The organism is Pseudomonas graminis, assembly GCF_013201545.1.
In the GTDB taxonomy this organism is placed as follows: Bacteria; Pseudomonadota; Gammaproteobacteria; order Pseudomonadales; family Pseudomonadaceae; genus Aquipseudomonas.
Window position 1 is genome coordinate 2,047,913 of the sequence record NZ_CP053746.1, and the last position, 16,579, is coordinate 2,064,491.

A 16,579-nucleotide genomic window follows, 5' to 3' on the forward strand; every position below is an offset into this window, starting at 1 on the left:
GGTGACGCGTGTCACAGATTCCGCCCCTGATTGGAGGTTTTGCCGGCAAGTCCGTTACTGAAGCGGACGCGGATCAGGCCACTGGATCAGACCCGGAAGCGACCCACCAGCGCTTGGAGATGGCTGCCCAGACGCGCCAGCTCGACGCTCGACGCGGCGGTTTGCTCGCTGGCGGCCGAGGTCTGTTCCGACACATCGCGCACGTTGAGCACGCTGCGGTTGATCTCTTCGGCGGTAGCGCTTTGCTCCTCGGCCGCAGCGGCGATCTGCTGGTTCATGGATTGAATCGCAGACACGGTGCGGGTGATGCTTTCCAGGGAGGTGCCGGCGCGGCGGGTCAGCTCGACGCTGCTGACGGTAAGCTCGCGGCTGTTGTCCATGATCGTCGCCACTTGCCGGGTGCCGTTCTGCAGGCCTGAAATCAGCTCTTCGATCTCTTCGGTGGATTTCTGCGTGCGCTGCGCCAGGCTGCGCACTTCGTCCGCGACTACGGCAAAACCGCGCCCGGCCTCACCAGCCCGTGCGGCTTCAATAGCCGCGTTCAGGGCGAGGAGGTTGGTTTGCTGTGCGACGGATTTGATCACGTCGAGGACGCTGCCGATCTTGTCGCTCTCGCGCTTGAGTTCGGCCATCGCCTCGGTGGAGTGACCCACTTCGGTCGCGAGCCGCTCAATCTGCGCGATGGCCTCGTTGACCACTTTGTCGCCTTCGCGGGCCTGCAGGTCGGCGGCTACGGCGGCCTCGGACGCTTCTTCGGCGTTACGCGCCACCTCCTGCACCGTAGCGGTCATCTCGTGCATGGCCGTCGCCACCTGATCGGTCTCGACCTTCTGGCTGTTGACGCCGGCGCTGGTCTGTTCGGTGACCGCCGACAGCTCTTCGGCGGCGCTGGCGATCTGGGTCACGCCTTCGCCGATGCCGCTGATCAACTGGCGAAGCTCCACAGTCATGCGCTGGATGCTGCCCTGCAACTGACCCAGCTCATCGCGGCGGTCGACGCTCAAGTTGTGGGTCAGATCACCGGACGCCACGCGCTCGACCGCCACAAGCGTCTGGCCCAGCGGCACCGTGATTTGTCGTGTAATGATCCAGGCGGCGAGAACACCGAGGATCAGGGCAACTACCGTAGCGATGCCAAGAGTCGATTGGGCCTGACGGGTGTCTGCATCGCGCTTGGCGTTTTGCGAACTGTTCAATTGTTCGCTGTTGTCCAGCAACTGCTGCCCCAGCTCGGTCATTTTGGCCAGGGCCTGGACGCTGACCAGTTGTGCGTCACGGTACTGGCCGACAGCGTCGCGGTAGCCTTTGAGCGCCAGGTTGGCCTTTTGCAACTGCGGGATGTATTGGGAGGAAACGTCCCCGGCCAGCGTGTTCACTCCGACGATGGCTTCGTCGATGGCGGCGGTGGCGTTCTTCTCGAAATCCGGTTTGCCGCTGAAGGTGTAACCGCGCACCTGGAAGCGTGCCTGCTGAATCTGTTTGCTGACATCCACCGCGCTGTTGAATTGCAGGATGTTGTCGTGCTGGATCAACGCTTCTTCGATCTTTTTGACGACATCCACGGCGGCATCGGCCGTATTTCCCAGATTGGCTCGGCTGGCTTCGCGGGTCTGGATGGCTTTGGTCATGTCACCAAAGGCGCGGCGGTATTCGCCCGCGGCCTGAGCCTGAGCGTCCATCAGTTTGAGATCGCCGACGCCTTTGACCATGCTCTGCGCGGTTTTCAGGTCGGCGTCGAGCTTGTCCAGCGCGGTCATGACGGCCGTCGCGGCTTCAGCGGTGTATTGAGTTTCATACACCATGCGTGCCGTGCGCAGATCCATCGTCCGCTCACTGATCTGCGAGATCATCCCCAGCTTGTCGCCGCGCTCGATCACCGCCTTCACGCTAGACCACCCCGTCGCCGTGATGAGCAGCGTCAGCAACAGCACCAGGCCGAAACCGATACCCAGTTTGAGGCTGACGCTCATATTTCCAAGGCGTTGGGTAAACCAGCGAGACATGATGATTCCTGCGAATTGTGGTTATGGACGCCTGTGCATCGGCCGATGCGCGCCGAACTGAAGTGTGGAGTGGGGAGGGAGATGGCTTGGGGCAAGGACATTGCCCGTCGTTCTGACTCCACGCAGTTCAGACCGCCAACAATGCCCATTTGGGGCTGAGCCTGCTCAGGAAGAGGCCGGGACAGTCAGCAACGTTCTCAGGTGAATGAAAGTGAGCCTTCGCGAGCAAGCTCTCTCCCGCGGGTCCTTCGTCCGCAGGGAAAGCGGTGTCGGAATGTTTGATAAGCGCAGGCTTGCGATCTAACAGGTACCAAGCGCCAGCCGTCAGAACAACCGGGCGAGCAGTGCGGTGACGGCGGTTTCGACGCGCAGGATCCGCGCGCCCAACTGGACGGGGTTCAGGCCGGAGGCGTGCAGCAAATCAACTTCGTAGGGAATCCAGCCGCCTTCAGGACCAATGGCCAGGGTGACAGGCTGTTCAACGGCGCGCGGGCAGGCCGGGAAATCACCCGGATGACCGACCAATCCCAACGTTCCTTCAACCACAGCGGGAAGGCGGTCTTCAACGAAGGGCTTGAAGCGTTTTTCGATGACGATCTCCGGCAGCACGCTGTCTCGGGCCTGCTCCAGCCCGAGAATTAACTGCTCGCGTATCGCCGCAGCCTCCAGAAAGGGTGTCTGCCAGAAGCTTTTCTCGACGCGGTAACTGTTGACCAGAATGACCCGGGGCACGCCCATCGTCGCCACCGTCTGAAACACCCGGCGCAGCATTTTCGGGCGAGGCAGGGCGAGGATCAGCGTCAAGGGGAGTTTGGCGGGCGGCGCGTGCTCGAAGCTCACCGAAAGCTCGGCTTCCCGAGCCTCCAGTCGCAGCAATCGGGCGCTCCCCAGCAGGCCGTTCACCCGGCCGACCCGCAGGCTGTCGCCCACTTCGCTGCGATGCACTTCCTGCATGTGCTTGAGGCGCCGGTCACGCAGCACCACCCGGTCAGCCGCGATGAAGTCGGCTTCCTCAAGCAACAGCAGGTTCACGGCTGGGTCGCTGGCGGTTGGCTCTGTTCGTCTTCGGCTTTTTCGTCGTCTTCATGATCGCCACGCTTGGTGATCATCGAACTGCACAGCACGCCGATTTCAAACAGCAGCCACATCGGCACTGCCAGCAGGGTCTGCGAAAAGATGTCCGGCGGGGTGAGGATCATGCCGACCACGAAGCAGCCGATCACCACGTATGGACGAATCTTCTTCAGGTATTTGACGTCGACGATGCCGATCCACACCAGCAGCACAACCGCCACCGGAATCTCGAACGCGACGCCAAACGCCAGGAATAACGTCATGACAAAGTCCAGATAGCTGGCGATGTCCGTCATCATCGACACGCCTTCCGGGGTGACGCTGGCGAAGAAGTGGAAGATCAACGGGAAGACCAGAAAGTAGGCAAACGCCATCCCGGCGTAGAACAGGATGATGCTGGAGATCAACAGCGGCACTGCCACGCGCTTTTCATGCTTGTACAGGCCCGGCGCAATGAAGCCCCAGATCTGATAAAGAATCACCGGCATTGCCAGGAAAAGCGCCACCATCATCGTCAGCTTGAACGGCGTGATGAACGGCGAGGCCACATCGGTCGCGATCATCGTGGCGCCGTCAGGCAGAAACTTGCGCAGCGGGGCTGAAACGAAGGTGTAGATCTTCTGGGTGAAGTAGAACAGCGCGCCGAAGATCACGAAGATCGCCAGCACGCAGCGCAGCAGGCGTGAGCGCAGTTCTGTCAGGTGCGAGACCAGCGGCATTTGCTGGGCGTTTTCCGGGATTTCGCTCATGGGGCTCGTGGTGGCAGTGACGAATCGTTGGCAGAAGGCGCACTTTGCACCGCGGTCGCAGGGGTGGTGACCGGCGCAGGTGCGGGTGCAGATCCCGGCCCGACAGGCGAAGGTGCAGCAGGCTCGACATGAACGGGCGGCGGCGTGACCGACGCGCTTTCAGCCGGGGCGGCCGGGCCAATGTCGGCGCTCTGGGCCGGTGAGGCCGCACCCATGACCGGCGCCGAGGGTGGCGTTGTCGATGCAGGTGCCGGCGAAACAGGCGTTTCGGCGGCGGGCTCAGTCGGCGCCGGTGTCGCAGGGGCTACCGGCGCCGCTGGCGGCTGCTGCGGCTGCATGATTTTTCGAGCCTCTTCTTCCAGCGAAAGAATGTGCTCGTTGTGCAACTGACGCCGAATCTCGTCAGCGCCGATTTCGCGCTCAACTTCCTGTTTGATCGCATTGAAGCTGCGTTTCAGGCGGCCGATCCAGAGACCGGCCGTCCGTGCTGCGCCTGGCAAACGCTCGGGGCCCAATACCAGCAGGGCAACGAGGCCGACCAGCAGCAGTTCAGAAAAGCTGATACCAAACATGCGTCACGACCTAGTCTTTGCGGAGGGGGTCTTCGACTCGTTGCGCTTGAGCGTCGATGGTGTGCGGCTGGTGCAGCGGCTGAGTCGGAGGGACAGGCTGCGCGGTCGGCTGTGGCTGAACCGGCGGCGTCACGGTTGGCTCTTCAGGGTGCTTGTCGTCATCATTCATGGCTTTGCGAAAGCCCTTGATCGACTCACCCACGTCGGTCCCCAGGTTCTTGAGTTTCTTGGTGCCGAAGACCAGCACGACAACCACAAGAATGACGATCCAGTGTTTCCAGTCAAAAATGCCCATGACGCGTTCCTCACAAGAAATTTCGGGCCGCAGCCCAGGTGTTTATTCCGCCGAGCGCGACGCTTTCTCGGCGTGGCCGGACAGGCCGAAGCGGCGGTCCAGCTCATCCAGCACGGCTTGCGGGTGTTGACCCAGTTGGGCAAGCATCACCATGCTGTGGAACCATAAATCGGCGGTTTCGTAGACGACATCACTGCAGTCACCGCTGATGGCAGCGTCCTTGGCAGCGATTATGGTTTCGACCGACTCTTCGCCGACCTTCTCCAGAATCTTGTTCAGTCCCTTGTGGTAGAGGCTGGCGACGTAAGACGAGTCGGCAGCCGCGCCTTTGCGTGATTCAAGCACCTCGGCAAGGCGTGACAAGGTATCAGTCATGTTCAGTGTCCTGCTTGGTAAATGGCATCCGGGTCTTTGAGCACCGGGTCCACGGTCTTCCAGGCTGCGTCGTCGTAGACGCGGTAGAAGCAGCTCTCGCGGCCGGTATGGCAAGCGATGCCGCCGATTTGCTCGACCATCAGGATAATGACGTCGGCATCACAGTCCAGGCGCAGTTCATGAAGCTTCTGCACGTGGCCCGATTCTTCGCCCTTTCGCCACAACTTGCCACGCGAACGTGACCAATAGATAGCGCGCTGTTCGCTGGCAGTCAGGCTCAAGGCTTCGCGGTTCATCCAGGCCATCATCAGCACGCGACCGGTCTTGTGGTCCTGCGCGATGGCGGGTACCAGACCGTCCTTGTCCCACTTAATCTCGTCCAGCCAGTCTTTCATCATCGGCTCCGGCCGTTCCAGGGGAGGGTTAGTGTGCCAGCGGCTTGCGCCGATGGCTATCGGCGAACGACCAGATAGACGCCTGCCGCCAGCATCAACAAGGCAGGCCAGGCGCTCAGGCTGTTCAGCGCTGCGCCGGTCTGGGTATGGGTGATCGCCAACAGTACGCCGCCAGCCAGCAGGCCTGCGCCGAGCAGGCGAAGGGCCCAGTGATCGCCATCGCGCCGATAGGGCGGGGGCGGATCATGACGATGGGGCTGCGACAGACGCTCGAGCAAATCCCGGGTCATGTTGGCCAGATGCGGAATCTGTTCGACCTGGGACTGCAGATTGCCGAGCAGGGTTTTCGGGCTGACGCGCTCGCGCATCCAGCGTTCAAGGAACGGCTGCGCGGTCGCCCAGAGATCCAGCTCCGGGTACAGCTGACGGCCGAGGCCTTCGATGTTAAGCAGCGTTTTTTGCAGCAGCACCAGTTGCGGCTGCACTTCCATGTTGAAGCGGCGGGCGGTCTGGAACAGGCGCATCAGCACCTGCCCGAAGGAAATGTCCTTCAGGGGCTTCTCGAAGATCGGCTCGCACACCGTGCGGATGGCCGCTTCGAATTCATTCAGCTTGGTTTCGGCCGGCACCCAGCCCGAGTCGATGTGCAGCTGAGCCACACGGCGGTAGTCGCGCTTGAAGAAGGCAAACAGGTTGCGTGCCAGATAGTCCTGATCCTCAGGCGTCAGGCTGCCGACAATGCCGCAGTCGATGGCGATGTACTGCGGATCCCACGGTGTGACCGTGCTGACGAAAATATTGCCGGGGTGCATGTCGGCGTGGAAAAAACTGTCGCGGAAGACTTGAGTGAAGAACAGCTCGACACCGCGCTCGGCCAGCTTCTTCATGTCGGTGCGCTGATCGGCGAGGGTCGCCAGATCGGTCACTTGCACACCGTAAATGCGCTCCATGACCAACACCTTCGGCCGGCACCAGTCCCAATAGACCTGCGGCACGTACAGCATGGTCGAGCCTTCGAAGTTGCGGCGCAGCTGGCTGGAGTTGGCCGCTTCGCGCAACAGGTCGAGTTCGTCGTAAATGGTTTTTTCGTAATCGGCGACCACGTCCACCGGGTGCAGCAGTCGCGCGTCAGCGGATACCCGCTCGGCGATCTTCGCCAGAATGAACAGCCACGCAAGGTCAGAACCGATGATCGGCTTCAAGCCCGGCCGCACCACTTTGACTACGACTTCTTCGCCTGTTTTCAGACGCGCGGCGTGGACTTGAGCGACAGACGCCGAAGCCAGCGGGGCGACGTCGAAGCGGCTGAAGACTTCGCTGATCTTCGCGCCCAGCTGCGATTCGATCAGCGCGACGGCTTTGGCGGAGTCGAACGGCGGCACTCGGTCCTGCAGCATCATCAGCTCGTCGGCGACGTCTTCAGGCAGCAGATCGCGTCGGGTGGACAGCAACTGCCCGAATTTGATGAAAATCGGCCCCAGGTCCTGCAACGCCAGTCGCAGACGGGCGCCACGGCTCAGTTCGTTTTTGCGCCGCGGCAGCCAGCGCCATGGCAGCACGAAGCGCACGGCCAGCAGCCACCAAGGCAGGGGCAGGGCGAACAACAGGTCATCGAGGCGGTAACGGATTACGACACGCTGGATGCGAAACAGGCGGCGGACGGCAAGCAGGCTCATGCGTTATCGCTGGATTTGAGGGAGTGGGCCAGACGCTCGAAGCGGGCTTCGAGGCGTTCCAGGTCTTGTTTGGTCTGATCCAGTTCGGCGAAGCGGGCTTCGGCCTCGCGTTTGCCGACCAGCGTGCGGGATTCTTCGGCCAGGTATTCGGCCAGGTTGTGGCTGAGGCTGGCTGCGCCGTCGCGGGTCCAGCGTGCACTATTGCGCAACTGCCCGCCGATCAGGGGCGCGGCGACAGGGCCGAGCCAGCGTTGCAGCTCGTACTCCCAGTCGAGGTCGAGATCCTGCAGCACGCCCACCAGCTCAAGCAACACGGCGCTTTCGCCATCCAGCTCGACTTCCGGGCTGTGCAGCACGGCATTTTTGTCTTTGCTCATCGCCAGGCGCATCAGGCTCGCAGCGGGGGCGCGCAGCGTTACATCAGCACCGCCTTCCCAATTCGCCGCCAGCATCAGGCCGTCGTCACTGGGCAGCACGTGCAGATGAAACGCAGGGCTGGTGCATTCGATCGCGATGACCTTGCCGCTGAGCCGGTCAAGGCGCGGCAGGGCGGTGCTGTCCATGCGCAGCACGCGATTGATGCCGTGCTCGGCACTGGCGAGCAAGCCGTTGATCAGCATCAGGGCTTGATGCCCCGGTGCAGCGCGACGATCCCGGAGGTCATGTTGTGGTAGGTCACGCGGTCAAAACCGGCCTGGACCATCATTGACTTCAGGGTTTCCTGATCGGGGTGCATGCGGATCGACTCTGCCAGATAGCGGTAGCTTTCGGAGTCATTGGTGATCAGCTTGCCGGCCAGCGGCATGAAGGCGAACGAGTAGGCGTCGTAGATCTTGGACATGACTTTGCTGGTGGGCTTGGAGAATTCCAGCACCAGCAAACGACCACCCGGCTTGAGCACGCGCAGCATGGAGCGGATGGCGTCTTCCTTGTGCGTCACGTTGCGCAGGCCGAAGGCGATGGTCACGCAGTCGAAGTAGTTGTCAGGGAACGGCAGCTTTTCAGCGTCGGCCTGGACGAACTTGATGTTGCCGGCCACGCCACGATCCAGCAGGCGGTCACGACCGACCTTGAGCATCGAAGCGTTAATGTCGGCCAGTACGACTTCGCCGGTCGGGCCGACGAGATGGGAAAACTTCTTCGCCAGGTCGCCAGTGCCGCCCGCGATGTCGAGCACGCGGTTGCCGCTGCGAACGCCGGACAGTTCGATGGTGAAGCGCTTCCAGAGGCGATGCATGCCGCCGGACAGGACGTCGTTCATCAGGTCATATTTGGCCGCTACGGAGTGAAATACCTCGGCGACTTTCTCGGCCTTTTGGCTTTCCGGTACGTTTTTGTAACCGAAGTGGGTGATGGGTTCGGCATCGCTGCCTTTGCGCGGATCATTCATATCGCTGTCACCGGAATAAAGTGGCGCCATTCTAATCGTCGAGGCTGGCTTTGTCTTGACAAGGCTCACGGCCAACAGTTTCTTCGGTTCTGGCCGCTGGTATAGTGCGCCGACGATTTAAGCCGAAGCAGGAGCCCGTCAGTGGCCAGAATTACCGTGGAACGTCAGCACACGCTGGGAAAGGAAAAAGCCCGCGAGAAGGCTGAGATCATGCTGCAGAAGCTGTCCGACAAGTACGGCATCGAGCACGAGTGGACAGGTGACACCGTGGCCCTGGAAGGCAAAGGCGCCAAGGGCACTGTCGCGGTCGAAGATGAGTGGGTACGGGTGAATATCGATCTCAACTTCTTCCTCTCCGCCATGAGCGGTTCGATTCAGTCGGAAGTTGAACGGCAACTGGACAAGGTGCTGACCGCCTGACGTCTGGAGCGACGGCTAGAGCATCAGTTTGATGACTTGCTCGGAGGGGTCGCGGGATTTGCCGGCGGCTTTGAGCTCGGCCAGGTACTCCTCCCACAGTTGCGCCTGGCGTTGCGCCAGTTGCTCCAGGTATTCCCAGGTAAACAGCCCGCTGTCATGACCGTCGTCGAAGGTCAGCTTCAGCGCGTACTGCCCGGCGGGCTCGACCTTGGTGAGCCCGACCCCCAGCTTGCCGAACTGCAGAATCGGATTGCCATGGCCCTGCACCTCCGCCGACGGCGAGTGCACACGCAGAAATTCCGCTGGCAAGCGGTATTCCTCATCCGGCCCGTATTTCAGGCTGAGGACTTTCGAGGCTTTGTGCAGCTGGATAGCGGTGGGGATGCGGGTCATAGAGGTAATCTCAGCTACAAGCTACAAGCTACAAGCTACAAGCTCCAAGCTCCAAGCGAAGCAGATTCGTGCAGCCAGTGAAATCTGCTTGCCGCTTGAAGCTAACCGCTTGCAGCTGCTTTAAAGGATATAGCGCGACAGATCTTCGTCTTCCGCCAGTTCACCCAAATGGCTGTTCACGTATTCAGCGTCGATCTGAATCGTCCCGCCGTCCTGAGCGCCCGCCAGGTCGCCGGCACTGAAAGAAACCTCCTCCAGCAACCGCTCAAGCAGCGTGTGCAAGCGACGCGCACCGATGTTCTCGGTCTTTTCGTTGACCTGCCAGGCGATCTCCGCCAGACGCTTGATGCCATCCGGCAGGAACGCGATGTTCAGGCCTTCGGTCTTCAGCAGCTCGCGGTATTGCTCGGTCAGCGACGCATGGGGCTCGGTCAGGATGCGTTCGAAATCCTGCGGGCTCAGCGCTTTGAGCTCGACGCGGATCGGCAGACGACCCTGCAGCTCAGGCACCAGATCGCTCGGCTTGCTCAGGTGGAACGCGCCAGACGCGATGAACAGGATGTGATCGGTTTTGACCATGCCCAGCTTGGTGTTAACGGTGCAGCCTTCGATCAGCGGCAGCAGGTCGCGCTGAACGCCTTCGCGGGATACATCGGCGCCGCCGACATTGCCACGCTTGGCCACTTTGTCGATCTCGTCGATGAACACGATGCCATGCTGCTCAACCGCTTCCAGCGCTTTGGCTTTCAGCTCTTCGTCGTTGACCAGACGGCCCGCTTCTTCGTCGCGAACCATCTTCAGCGCGTCTTTGACTTTCAGCTTGCGGCTCTTCTTCTTGCCCTTGCCCATATTGGCAAACAGGCTTTGCAGCTGGTTGGTCATCTCTTCCATGCCCGGCGGCGCGGAAATGTCGACGCCGCCCATTTCAGCGACCTCGATCTCGATTTCCTTATCGTCCAGCTGGCCTTCGCGCAGGCGCTTGCGGAACAGCTGGCGGGTGTTGGAATCGCTGCCCGACGTCGCGTCTTCGTTGAAGCCCGCGCGTGCCGGTGGCAGCAGGGCGTCGAGAATGCGGTCTTCGGCGGCGTCTTCGGCGCGGTGGCGAACCTTGGTGATTTCCTGCTCGCGCAGCAGCTTCATGGCAGCGTCGGCCAGATCACGGATGATCGACTCGACGTCGCGACCGACGTAGCCGACTTCGGTGAACTTGGTTGCTTCAACCTTGATGAACGGCGCGTTGGCGAGCTTGGCCAGACGACGGGCGATTTCGGTTTTACCGACGCCGGTCGGGCCGATCATCAGGATGTTCTTGGGAGTGACTTCAACGCGCAGCTCTTCAGGGAGCTGCATCCGGCGCCAGCGATTACGCAGCGCGATGGCGACGGCGCGTTTGGCATCGTCCTGGCCGATGATATGGCGATTGAGTTCGTGGACGATTTCACGGGGAGTCATGGACATGGTTTTCAACGGTCCTCGGCAGATGGCAAGTCGGGCAGGCCGCGATGAATGGCGGCCAGCACCTCAGGCTTACTCGGCGAGGTCCTGCTCCTCAATGGTGATGTTGTGGTTGGTGAAGACGCAGATGTCGCCGGCAATGTGCAGAGCGGTTTCGGCGATTTCACGGGCGGAGAGTTCGGTCTTCAGCAGCAGTGCGCGGGCCGCAGCCTGGGCAAAGGCGCCGCCGGAACCCATGGCGATCAGGCCATCTTCGGGCTCAACGACGTCGCCGTTACCGGTAATGATCAGCGAAGCGTCTTTGTTGGCAACGGCCAGCATAGCTTCAAGGCGGCTCAGAGAGCGGTCGGTACGCCATTCTTTCGCCAGCTCTACGGCGGCGCGAATGAGGTGACCCTGGTGTTTTTCCAGCTGGGCTTCGAAGCGTTCGAACAGGGTGAAGGCGTCAGCGGTGGCGCCTGCGAAGCCGGCAATGACCTGGCCGTGGTAAAGGCGCCGGACTTTCTTGGCGTTGCCTTTCATGACGGTATTGCCCAGAGAAACCTGGCCGTCACCGGCCATGACGACTTTGCCTTGGCGGCGCACTGAAACGATGGTGGTCAAGGGGAGAGTCTCCACGCTGCGGGGCGAAAATGCCCTGATGGAAACTCATATGGGGGTGGGGGCGGGTATTTCAACCGTTGAGTGGGTTGAGGGATGAAAGGCGGTGGGTAAGGTTGCTTCAACTTTGTGTAGGAGTGAGCTTGCTCGCGATTGCGGTGAATCAGGCAACCATTATGTTGGATGTGCCAATGTCATCGCGAGCAAGCTCACTCCTACAGCTGATCGTCCCCGCCTGTAGCGCGACCGATCGTTGGTCCTGCGGTGGGTGGCAGTGCCCTAGCGAGCCTGACGCTGTTGCAGCAGCAGGTTGCTGAAGCCGCCGCCCGCCAGTTGCTTCTGCGCGATGGTCAGCTGTTCGCGGTTGCTGAACGGGCCGACCAGCACGCGGTACCAGGTTTCATCCTTCACCGTGCCCGATTCCACGGTCGACGTTTGGCCCAGCAGAATGATCTGCGCGCGCACTTTCTCGGCGTCGGCCTGTTTGCGGAACGAGCCGGCTTGCAGGAAGAACGTCGTCACCGCCGCCGGCTTGGTCACCGGAGGTGCTGGTGGTGGGGTCAAACCACTGAGTGCCGCCTGGGCGCGAGCGGTGTCGATCTTCGCGGCCACCTCAGGCGTAACCGGCGTGCTTGGCGCAACGACCGGAGGTGTCTTCTCCGGCACCGCTTCGTTCGGCACGATAACTTCCGACTCAGGCAACAGCGTGTAGAAGTCGTATTTCGGCTTCACCGGCGCGGTCGGGCTGGGTGGCGTCTTGTTTGCTTCGGCAATCTTCGCGGCCTTGGCTTCAGCCTTGACGCGCTTGATGTCGTCGCCGCTGCCGGGTTCGAGCTTCATCAGGAAAACAACGAACGCGCCGACGGTCAGGCCGATCGCCATCCACACCCAGCCCGGAATCGGCTTCTTGGCGGGTGCCTGATACCGGCTGGCGCCGCGCTTGGGAGCAGGTTTCTTTTTAACGGCCAACTTACATACGCTCCAGAGTGTCCAGACCCAGCAACTGCAGGCCTTGCTTGAGGGTGCGACCGGTCAGGGCGGCGAGGCGCAGACGGCTTTGCTGTTGTTCAGGGTTTTCCGCCGCCAGGATCGGGCAGTTCTCGTAGAAACTGGAGAACAGGCCGGCGAGGTCATACAGATACGCGCAGAGCACGTGAGGTGTGCCCTTGTCGGCAACGGTGTTCACGGTCTCGCCGAACTGCGCCAGGCGCGCGGCCAGGTCTTGCTCCTGGGCGGCGTCCAGGATGATTCGGCCCTCGCTCGCGTTGAAGCTTTCGCCCTTTTCTTCGAGCTTGCGGAATACGCCGGCCACACGGGTGTAGGCGTACAGCAGATAAGGCGCAGTGTTGCCTTCGAAGCTGAGCATCTGGTCGAAGTTGAAGCTGTAGTCGCTGGCGCGATGCTTGGACAGGTCCGCGTATTTCACCGCGCTGATGCCCACGGCCTTGGCGATCGAGCGCAACTCGTCTTCGGCGACGTCCGGGTTTTTCTCTTTGACCAGCGTGTAGGCGCGTTCTTCAGCTTCGTCGAGCAGATCGACCAGCTTGACCGTGCCGCCATCGCGGGTCTTGAACGGACGGCCATCGGCGCCGTTCATGGTGCCGAAGCCCATGTGCTCCATCTGCATGCCGTTGGTAACGAAGCCTGCGCGGCGCGCCACTTCGAAGACCTGCTGGAAGTGCAGCGCCTGACGCTGATCGACGAAATACAGCGCGCGATCGGCTTTCAGTACGTTGCTGCGGTAGCGAATGGCGGCGAGGTCGGTGGTGGCATAGAGATAACCGCCGCCGGCCTTTTGTACGATCACCGGCAGCGGCGTGCCTTCAGCGGTTTTGAATTCTTCAAGAAACACACACTGCGCGCCGTTGCTCTCGACCAGCAGACCGGCTTTTTTCAAATCAGCGACCACATTGGCGAGGTCGTCGTTGTAGGCACTTTCGCCCATGACGTCCTTCGGCGTGAGCTTGACGTTCAGGCGCTCGTACACTTCCTGACAGTGGGACAGGGAGATGTCTTTGAAGCGCGTCCACAGGCTCAGGCATTCGGCGTCGCCCGCTTGCAGCTTGACCACCAGGCCACGAGCGCGCTCGGCGAATTCTTCCGACTCGTCGAAACGGCCCTTGGCGGCGCGGTAGAAGTTTTCGAGGTCAGCCAGCGCGTCGCTGGTCGCCGGGGTTTCCTGCAGGTAGGCCAGCAGCATGCCGAACTGAGTGCCCCAGTCGCCGACGTGGTTCTGACGGATCACGGTGTCGCCAAGGAACTCAAGAACGCTGGCCACGCCGTCGCCAATGATGGTCGAACGCAAATGGCCAACGTGCATCTCTTTCGCCAGGTTCGGCGCGGACAGGTCAACCACAACGCGTTGAGCAGCGCCGTTCTTGCGCACGGACAGGGTCGCGTCGGCGAGGGCTTCGTCGAGGCGCGAAGCCAGGGCCTGGGTGTTCTGGAAAAAATTCAGGAAACCGGGGCCGGCGATGTCGACCCGGGTAATCTGCTCGTCGGCGGGCAATGCGGCGACGATTTTCTCGGCCAGATCGCGTGGTTTCAAGCCGGCAGGCTTGGCCAGCATCATGGCGATATTGCTGGCGAAGTCGCCGTTTTTCTTGTCCTTGGCGTTCTCCACCTGAATCGCCGGCGTCAGCCCTTCCGGCAAGACGCCATCGGTGACGAGTTGGCTCAGAGCTTGTTGAATCAGCTGGCGAATGGTGTCTTTCATGGTGCTCTCTTTCGACCGCAAGCGCGGCCGCGCCTGGATGCGCGGGTGGAAAAACTGGGCATTATCCGTGGCCGGGGCCACCTTGCCAACCGCGCTGGATGCGCGGTCAACCGATGCGAATCAATAAAGGTCCACCGGATCCACGTCCAGCGACCATCTGACCTGGCGCCCGCTGGGCATGTTTTCCAGTGTCAGCAGCCAGGTCGCGAGCAGCTTGTGCAGCGGCGCGCGGGCGTTGGCCTGGACCAGCAACTGAGCGCGATAGCGTCCGGCGCGTCGCTCCATCGGCGCCGGAACCGGGCCCAACAGCTCGATGCCGCCCAGGGCCAGGTCCTTCAACAGGCGCTCGGCTTCGGTGCAGGCTTCGTCGAGAAATCCCTCGGCCTGACCCGGCTTGTGCGCTTCGGCGCGCAGCAGTGCCAAGTGCGAGAACGGCGGCAGCCCGGCGGCGCGACGCTCACTCAGCGCCTGCTCGGCAAAGGCGAAATAACCCTGTTCGGTCAGTTGAATCAATAAAGGATGGTCGGCCAGGTGGGTTTGGATGATCACCTTGCCCGGCTCTTCGGCGCGCCCGGCTCTGCCTGCGACCTGCACAATCAATTGCGCCATGCGCTCGCTGGCGCGGAAGTCACCGGAAAACAACCCGCCATCGGCATCGAGAATCGACACCAGCGTCACGCGCGGGAAGTGATGCCCTTTGGCGAGCATCTGTGTGCCCACCAGAATGCACGGCTGCCCTTTCTGTATGGTTGCGAACAGCTGATTCATCGCGTCCTTGCGCGAGGTACTGTCGCGATCGACGCGCAGCACCGGGTAGTCGGGAAACAGAATCGCCAGCCGCTCCTCGGCTCGTTCGGTCCCTGCACCCACCGGGCGCAGATCGACCTTGCCACACGCCGGGCAATTGCGCGGCACCCGCTCGACATGGCCGCAGTGGTGACAGCGCAGCTCGCCCGAGCGCTGGTGAACGGTCATGCGCGCGTCGCAGCGGGGGCATTCCGACAACCAGCCACAGTCGTGACACAGCAGCGTAGGGGCAAAGCCGCGTCGATTGAGGAACACCAGCACTTGCTGGCCCGCCGCCAGGGTCTGGCCGATGGCTTGCTGCATGGGGCCTGAAATGCCGCTGTCGAGGGGGCGACTTTTCACATCCAGCCGCAGGAAGCGCGGTTGCTGAGCGCCACCCGCGCGCTGATTCAGACGCAGGAGCGCATACCGACCGGTGTGGGCGTTGTGCAGGCTTTCCAGCGAAGGCGTCGCTGAGCCGAGCACGATCGGGATGTCCTCCTGATGCGCCCTCACCAGCGCCAGGTCCCGGGCGTGATAGCGCAGACCCTCCTGCTGTTTATAGGAGCCGTCGTGCTCCTCGTCGATGATGATCAGCCCCGGGTTTTTCATCGGGGTGAACAGCGCCGAACGGGTACCGATGATGATGTCGGCTTCGCCATCGCGTGCTGCCAGCCAGGCGTCCAGCCGGTCGCGGTCGTTGACCGCCGAATGCAGCAGCGCAATGCGCGCGTTGAAACGCTGCTCGAAGCGCGCGAGGGTCTGCGGCCCCAAATTGATTTCCGGAATCAACACCAGCGCCTGCTTGCCCGCTTCCAGCGTTTCGCGGATGAGCTGCAGATACACTTCGGTCTTGCCGCTGCCGGTGACCCCCGCCAGCAGTGAAGCGTGGAAACTGCCGAAACCCGACCGAATGGCTTCATAGGCAGCCCGTTGCTCGATGTTGAGCGGCAATTCCGGCTGCGCCAGCCAGTGCTCGTGTCGCTCAACCGGCCCATGACCGCGCACCTCGACGGTCACCAGTCCTTTGGCGAGCAACAGATTCAGGCTGTCCCGGTTGAGCATCAGCTTGCTCAGCAACTGGTGAGCCACGCCATGGGGGTGCTGGGCCAGCGTGCGCAGCGCTTCCTTTTGTTTAGGCGCCCGGGCGATGCGCGGGTCATCGACGCTCGCGTCCGGGGCTGCGTGCCAGAACCGCTCCTGCCGCGCTTCCGCCGGTTCGCCCTGACGCAGCAACACCGGCAACGCCCAACTCAGGGTGTCGCCCAGGCTGTGCTGGTAATACTGGGCCGTCCACAGGCACAGCTTGAACAGTGCGGGCGGCAGCGGCGGTTCGGCATCCAGCACGGCAATGGCCGGCTTGAGCTTGTCGGCCGGCACGTCACTGTGATCGACGACTTCCACCAGCACGCCAATCATTTCCCGACGACCGAACGGCACGCGCAGGCGCATCCCCGGTTGCAACGCACTGCGCGCCACACCTGCGGGGGCAAGGTAGTCGAACAGGCGACGCAGCGGCGAGGGCAGGGCGAGGCGCAAGATGGCGTCGGGCACGCGGGGGATTTCCTGTTACGGAGTATGACGAAGGGCGCGATCTTAGCAGACGACCGGCGTGAACGTTCCCTTGCGTGATTGGCGTTGTCTGTTAATATGCGCGGCCTAATTCCGTGCGGTATTCAA

17 protein-coding genes are annotated in these 16,579 nt (G+C 61.9%); 1 reads left to right on the forward strand and 16 read right to left on the reverse strand.

What is annotated here, in order from left to right; translation table 11 throughout:
* Window positions 1-86 precede the first annotated feature (86 nt).
* The 10 genes from FX982_RS09340 to ubiE all read right to left on the reverse strand — a co-directional run bounded on the left by FX982_RS09340 (window position 87) and on the right by ubiE (window position 8,529).
* Window positions 87-2,003, reverse strand: a complete 1,917-nt coding sequence (locus FX982_RS09340) for a methyl-accepting chemotaxis protein (protein ID WP_172610431.1) — start codon at window positions 2,001-2,003, stop codon at window positions 87-89.
* Between the two features lie 324 nt (window positions 2,004-2,327).
* Entirely contained in the window at window positions 2,328-3,035 is a 708-nt protein-coding gene (locus FX982_RS09345; RefSeq protein WP_172610432.1) for a 16S rRNA (uracil(1498)-N(3))-methyltransferase, read from the reverse strand.
* On the reverse strand, window positions 3,032-3,826 hold the full coding sequence (tatC, locus tag FX982_RS09350; RefSeq protein WP_172610433.1) for a twin-arginine translocase subunit TatC: 795 nt from the start codon (window positions 3,824-3,826) through the stop codon (window positions 3,032-3,034). The genes FX982_RS09345 and tatC overlap by 4 nt, the downstream gene beginning before the upstream one ends.
* Entirely contained in the window at window positions 3,823-4,398 is a 576-nt protein-coding gene (tatB, locus tag FX982_RS24760) for a Sec-independent protein translocase protein TatB (RefSeq protein ID WP_122533946.1), read from the reverse strand. Before tatB ends, tatC begins: the two co-directional genes overlap by 4 nt.
* 10 nt (window positions 4,399-4,408) lie before the next feature.
* Window positions 4,409-4,693, reverse strand: coding sequence for a twin-arginine translocase TatA/TatE family subunit (locus tag FX982_RS09360; RefSeq protein WP_122533945.1), 285 nt, complete (start codon window positions 4,691-4,693; stop codon window positions 4,409-4,411).
* Window positions 4,694-4,735: 42 nt separating this feature from the next.
* Window positions 4,736-5,068 (reverse strand): phosphoribosyl-ATP diphosphatase, encoded by a 333-nt coding sequence (locus FX982_RS09365; protein ID WP_065986654.1) that lies wholly within the window; start codon window positions 5,066-5,068, stop codon window positions 4,736-4,738.
* A 2-nt stretch (window positions 5,069-5,070) separates the two neighbouring features.
* On the reverse strand, window positions 5,071-5,463 hold the full coding sequence (hisI, locus tag FX982_RS09370; protein WP_122533944.1) for a phosphoribosyl-AMP cyclohydrolase: 393 nt from the start codon (window positions 5,461-5,463) through the stop codon (window positions 5,071-5,073).
* A gap of 56 nt (window positions 5,464-5,519) precedes the next feature.
* Window positions 5,520-7,139 carry a ubiquinone biosynthesis regulatory protein kinase UbiB gene (gene ubiB, locus FX982_RS09375; RefSeq protein ID WP_172610434.1) on the reverse strand — a complete coding sequence of 540 codons (1,620 nt, stop codon included), beginning with the start codon at window positions 7,137-7,139 and terminating at the stop codon, window positions 5,520-5,522.
* Window positions 7,136-7,759: a ubiquinone biosynthesis accessory factor UbiJ gene (locus tag FX982_RS09380; protein WP_172610435.1), complete on the reverse strand. Its 624-nt coding sequence runs from the start codon at window positions 7,757-7,759 to the stop codon at window positions 7,136-7,138. The genes ubiB and FX982_RS09380 overlap by 4 nt, the downstream gene beginning before the upstream one ends.
* A complete protein-coding gene (gene ubiE, locus FX982_RS09385) occupies window positions 7,759-8,529 on the reverse strand; it encodes a bifunctional demethylmenaquinone methyltransferase/2-methoxy-6-polyprenyl-1,4-benzoquinol methylase UbiE (RefSeq protein ID WP_122534362.1) in 771 nt (256 codons plus the stop codon). Before ubiE ends, FX982_RS09380 begins: the two co-directional genes overlap by 1 nt.
* A gap of 141 nt (window positions 8,530-8,670) precedes the next feature.
* On the opposite strand from ubiE, the gene FX982_RS09390 reads away from it, so the two are divergent.
* Window positions 8,671-8,949 carry a polyhydroxyalkanoic acid system family protein gene (locus FX982_RS09390; protein ID WP_065986644.1) on the forward strand — a complete coding sequence of 93 codons (279 nt, stop codon included), beginning with the start codon at window positions 8,671-8,673 and terminating at the stop codon, window positions 8,947-8,949.
* A gap of 15 nt (window positions 8,950-8,964) precedes the next feature.
* Here the strand turns inward: FX982_RS09390 and FX982_RS09395 are convergent, their stop codons facing one another.
* The 6 genes from FX982_RS09395 to FX982_RS09420 all read right to left on the reverse strand — a co-directional run bounded on the left by FX982_RS09395 (window position 8,965) and on the right by FX982_RS09420 (window position 16,453).
* The gene (locus FX982_RS09395; protein WP_074890794.1) at window positions 8,965-9,342 is read right to left on the reverse strand and encodes a gamma-butyrobetaine hydroxylase-like domain-containing protein; all 378 of its coding nucleotides are present in this window, start codon (window positions 9,340-9,342) and stop codon (window positions 8,965-8,967) included.
* Window positions 9,343-9,462: 120 nt separating this feature from the next.
* Window positions 9,463-10,800, reverse strand: coding sequence for an ATP-dependent protease ATPase subunit HslU (gene hslU, locus FX982_RS09400; protein ID WP_122533939.1), 1,338 nt, complete (start codon window positions 10,798-10,800; stop codon window positions 9,463-9,465).
* A 69-nt stretch (window positions 10,801-10,869) separates the two neighbouring features.
* Window positions 10,870-11,400, reverse strand: a complete 531-nt coding sequence (gene hslV / locus FX982_RS09405) for an ATP-dependent protease subunit HslV (RefSeq protein WP_065986638.1) — start codon at window positions 11,398-11,400, stop codon at window positions 10,870-10,872.
* Window positions 11,401-11,676: 276 nt separating this feature from the next.
* Window positions 11,677-12,366: an SPOR domain-containing protein gene (locus tag FX982_RS09410; protein WP_172610436.1), complete on the reverse strand. Its 690-nt coding sequence runs from the start codon at window positions 12,364-12,366 to the stop codon at window positions 11,677-11,679.
* Window position 12,367: 1 nt separating this feature from the next.
* Complete coding sequence (argS, locus tag FX982_RS09415) at window positions 12,368-14,113, reverse strand: arginine--tRNA ligase (protein ID WP_172610437.1); 1,746 nt, start codon at window positions 14,111-14,113, stop codon at window positions 12,368-12,370.
* 120 nt (window positions 14,114-14,233) lie between these two features.
* The gene (locus tag FX982_RS09420) at window positions 14,234-16,453 is read right to left on the reverse strand and encodes a primosomal protein N' (RefSeq protein WP_172610438.1); all 2,220 of its coding nucleotides are present in this window, start codon (window positions 16,451-16,453) and stop codon (window positions 14,234-14,236) included.
* Window positions 16,454-16,579: the final 126 nt, after the last annotated feature.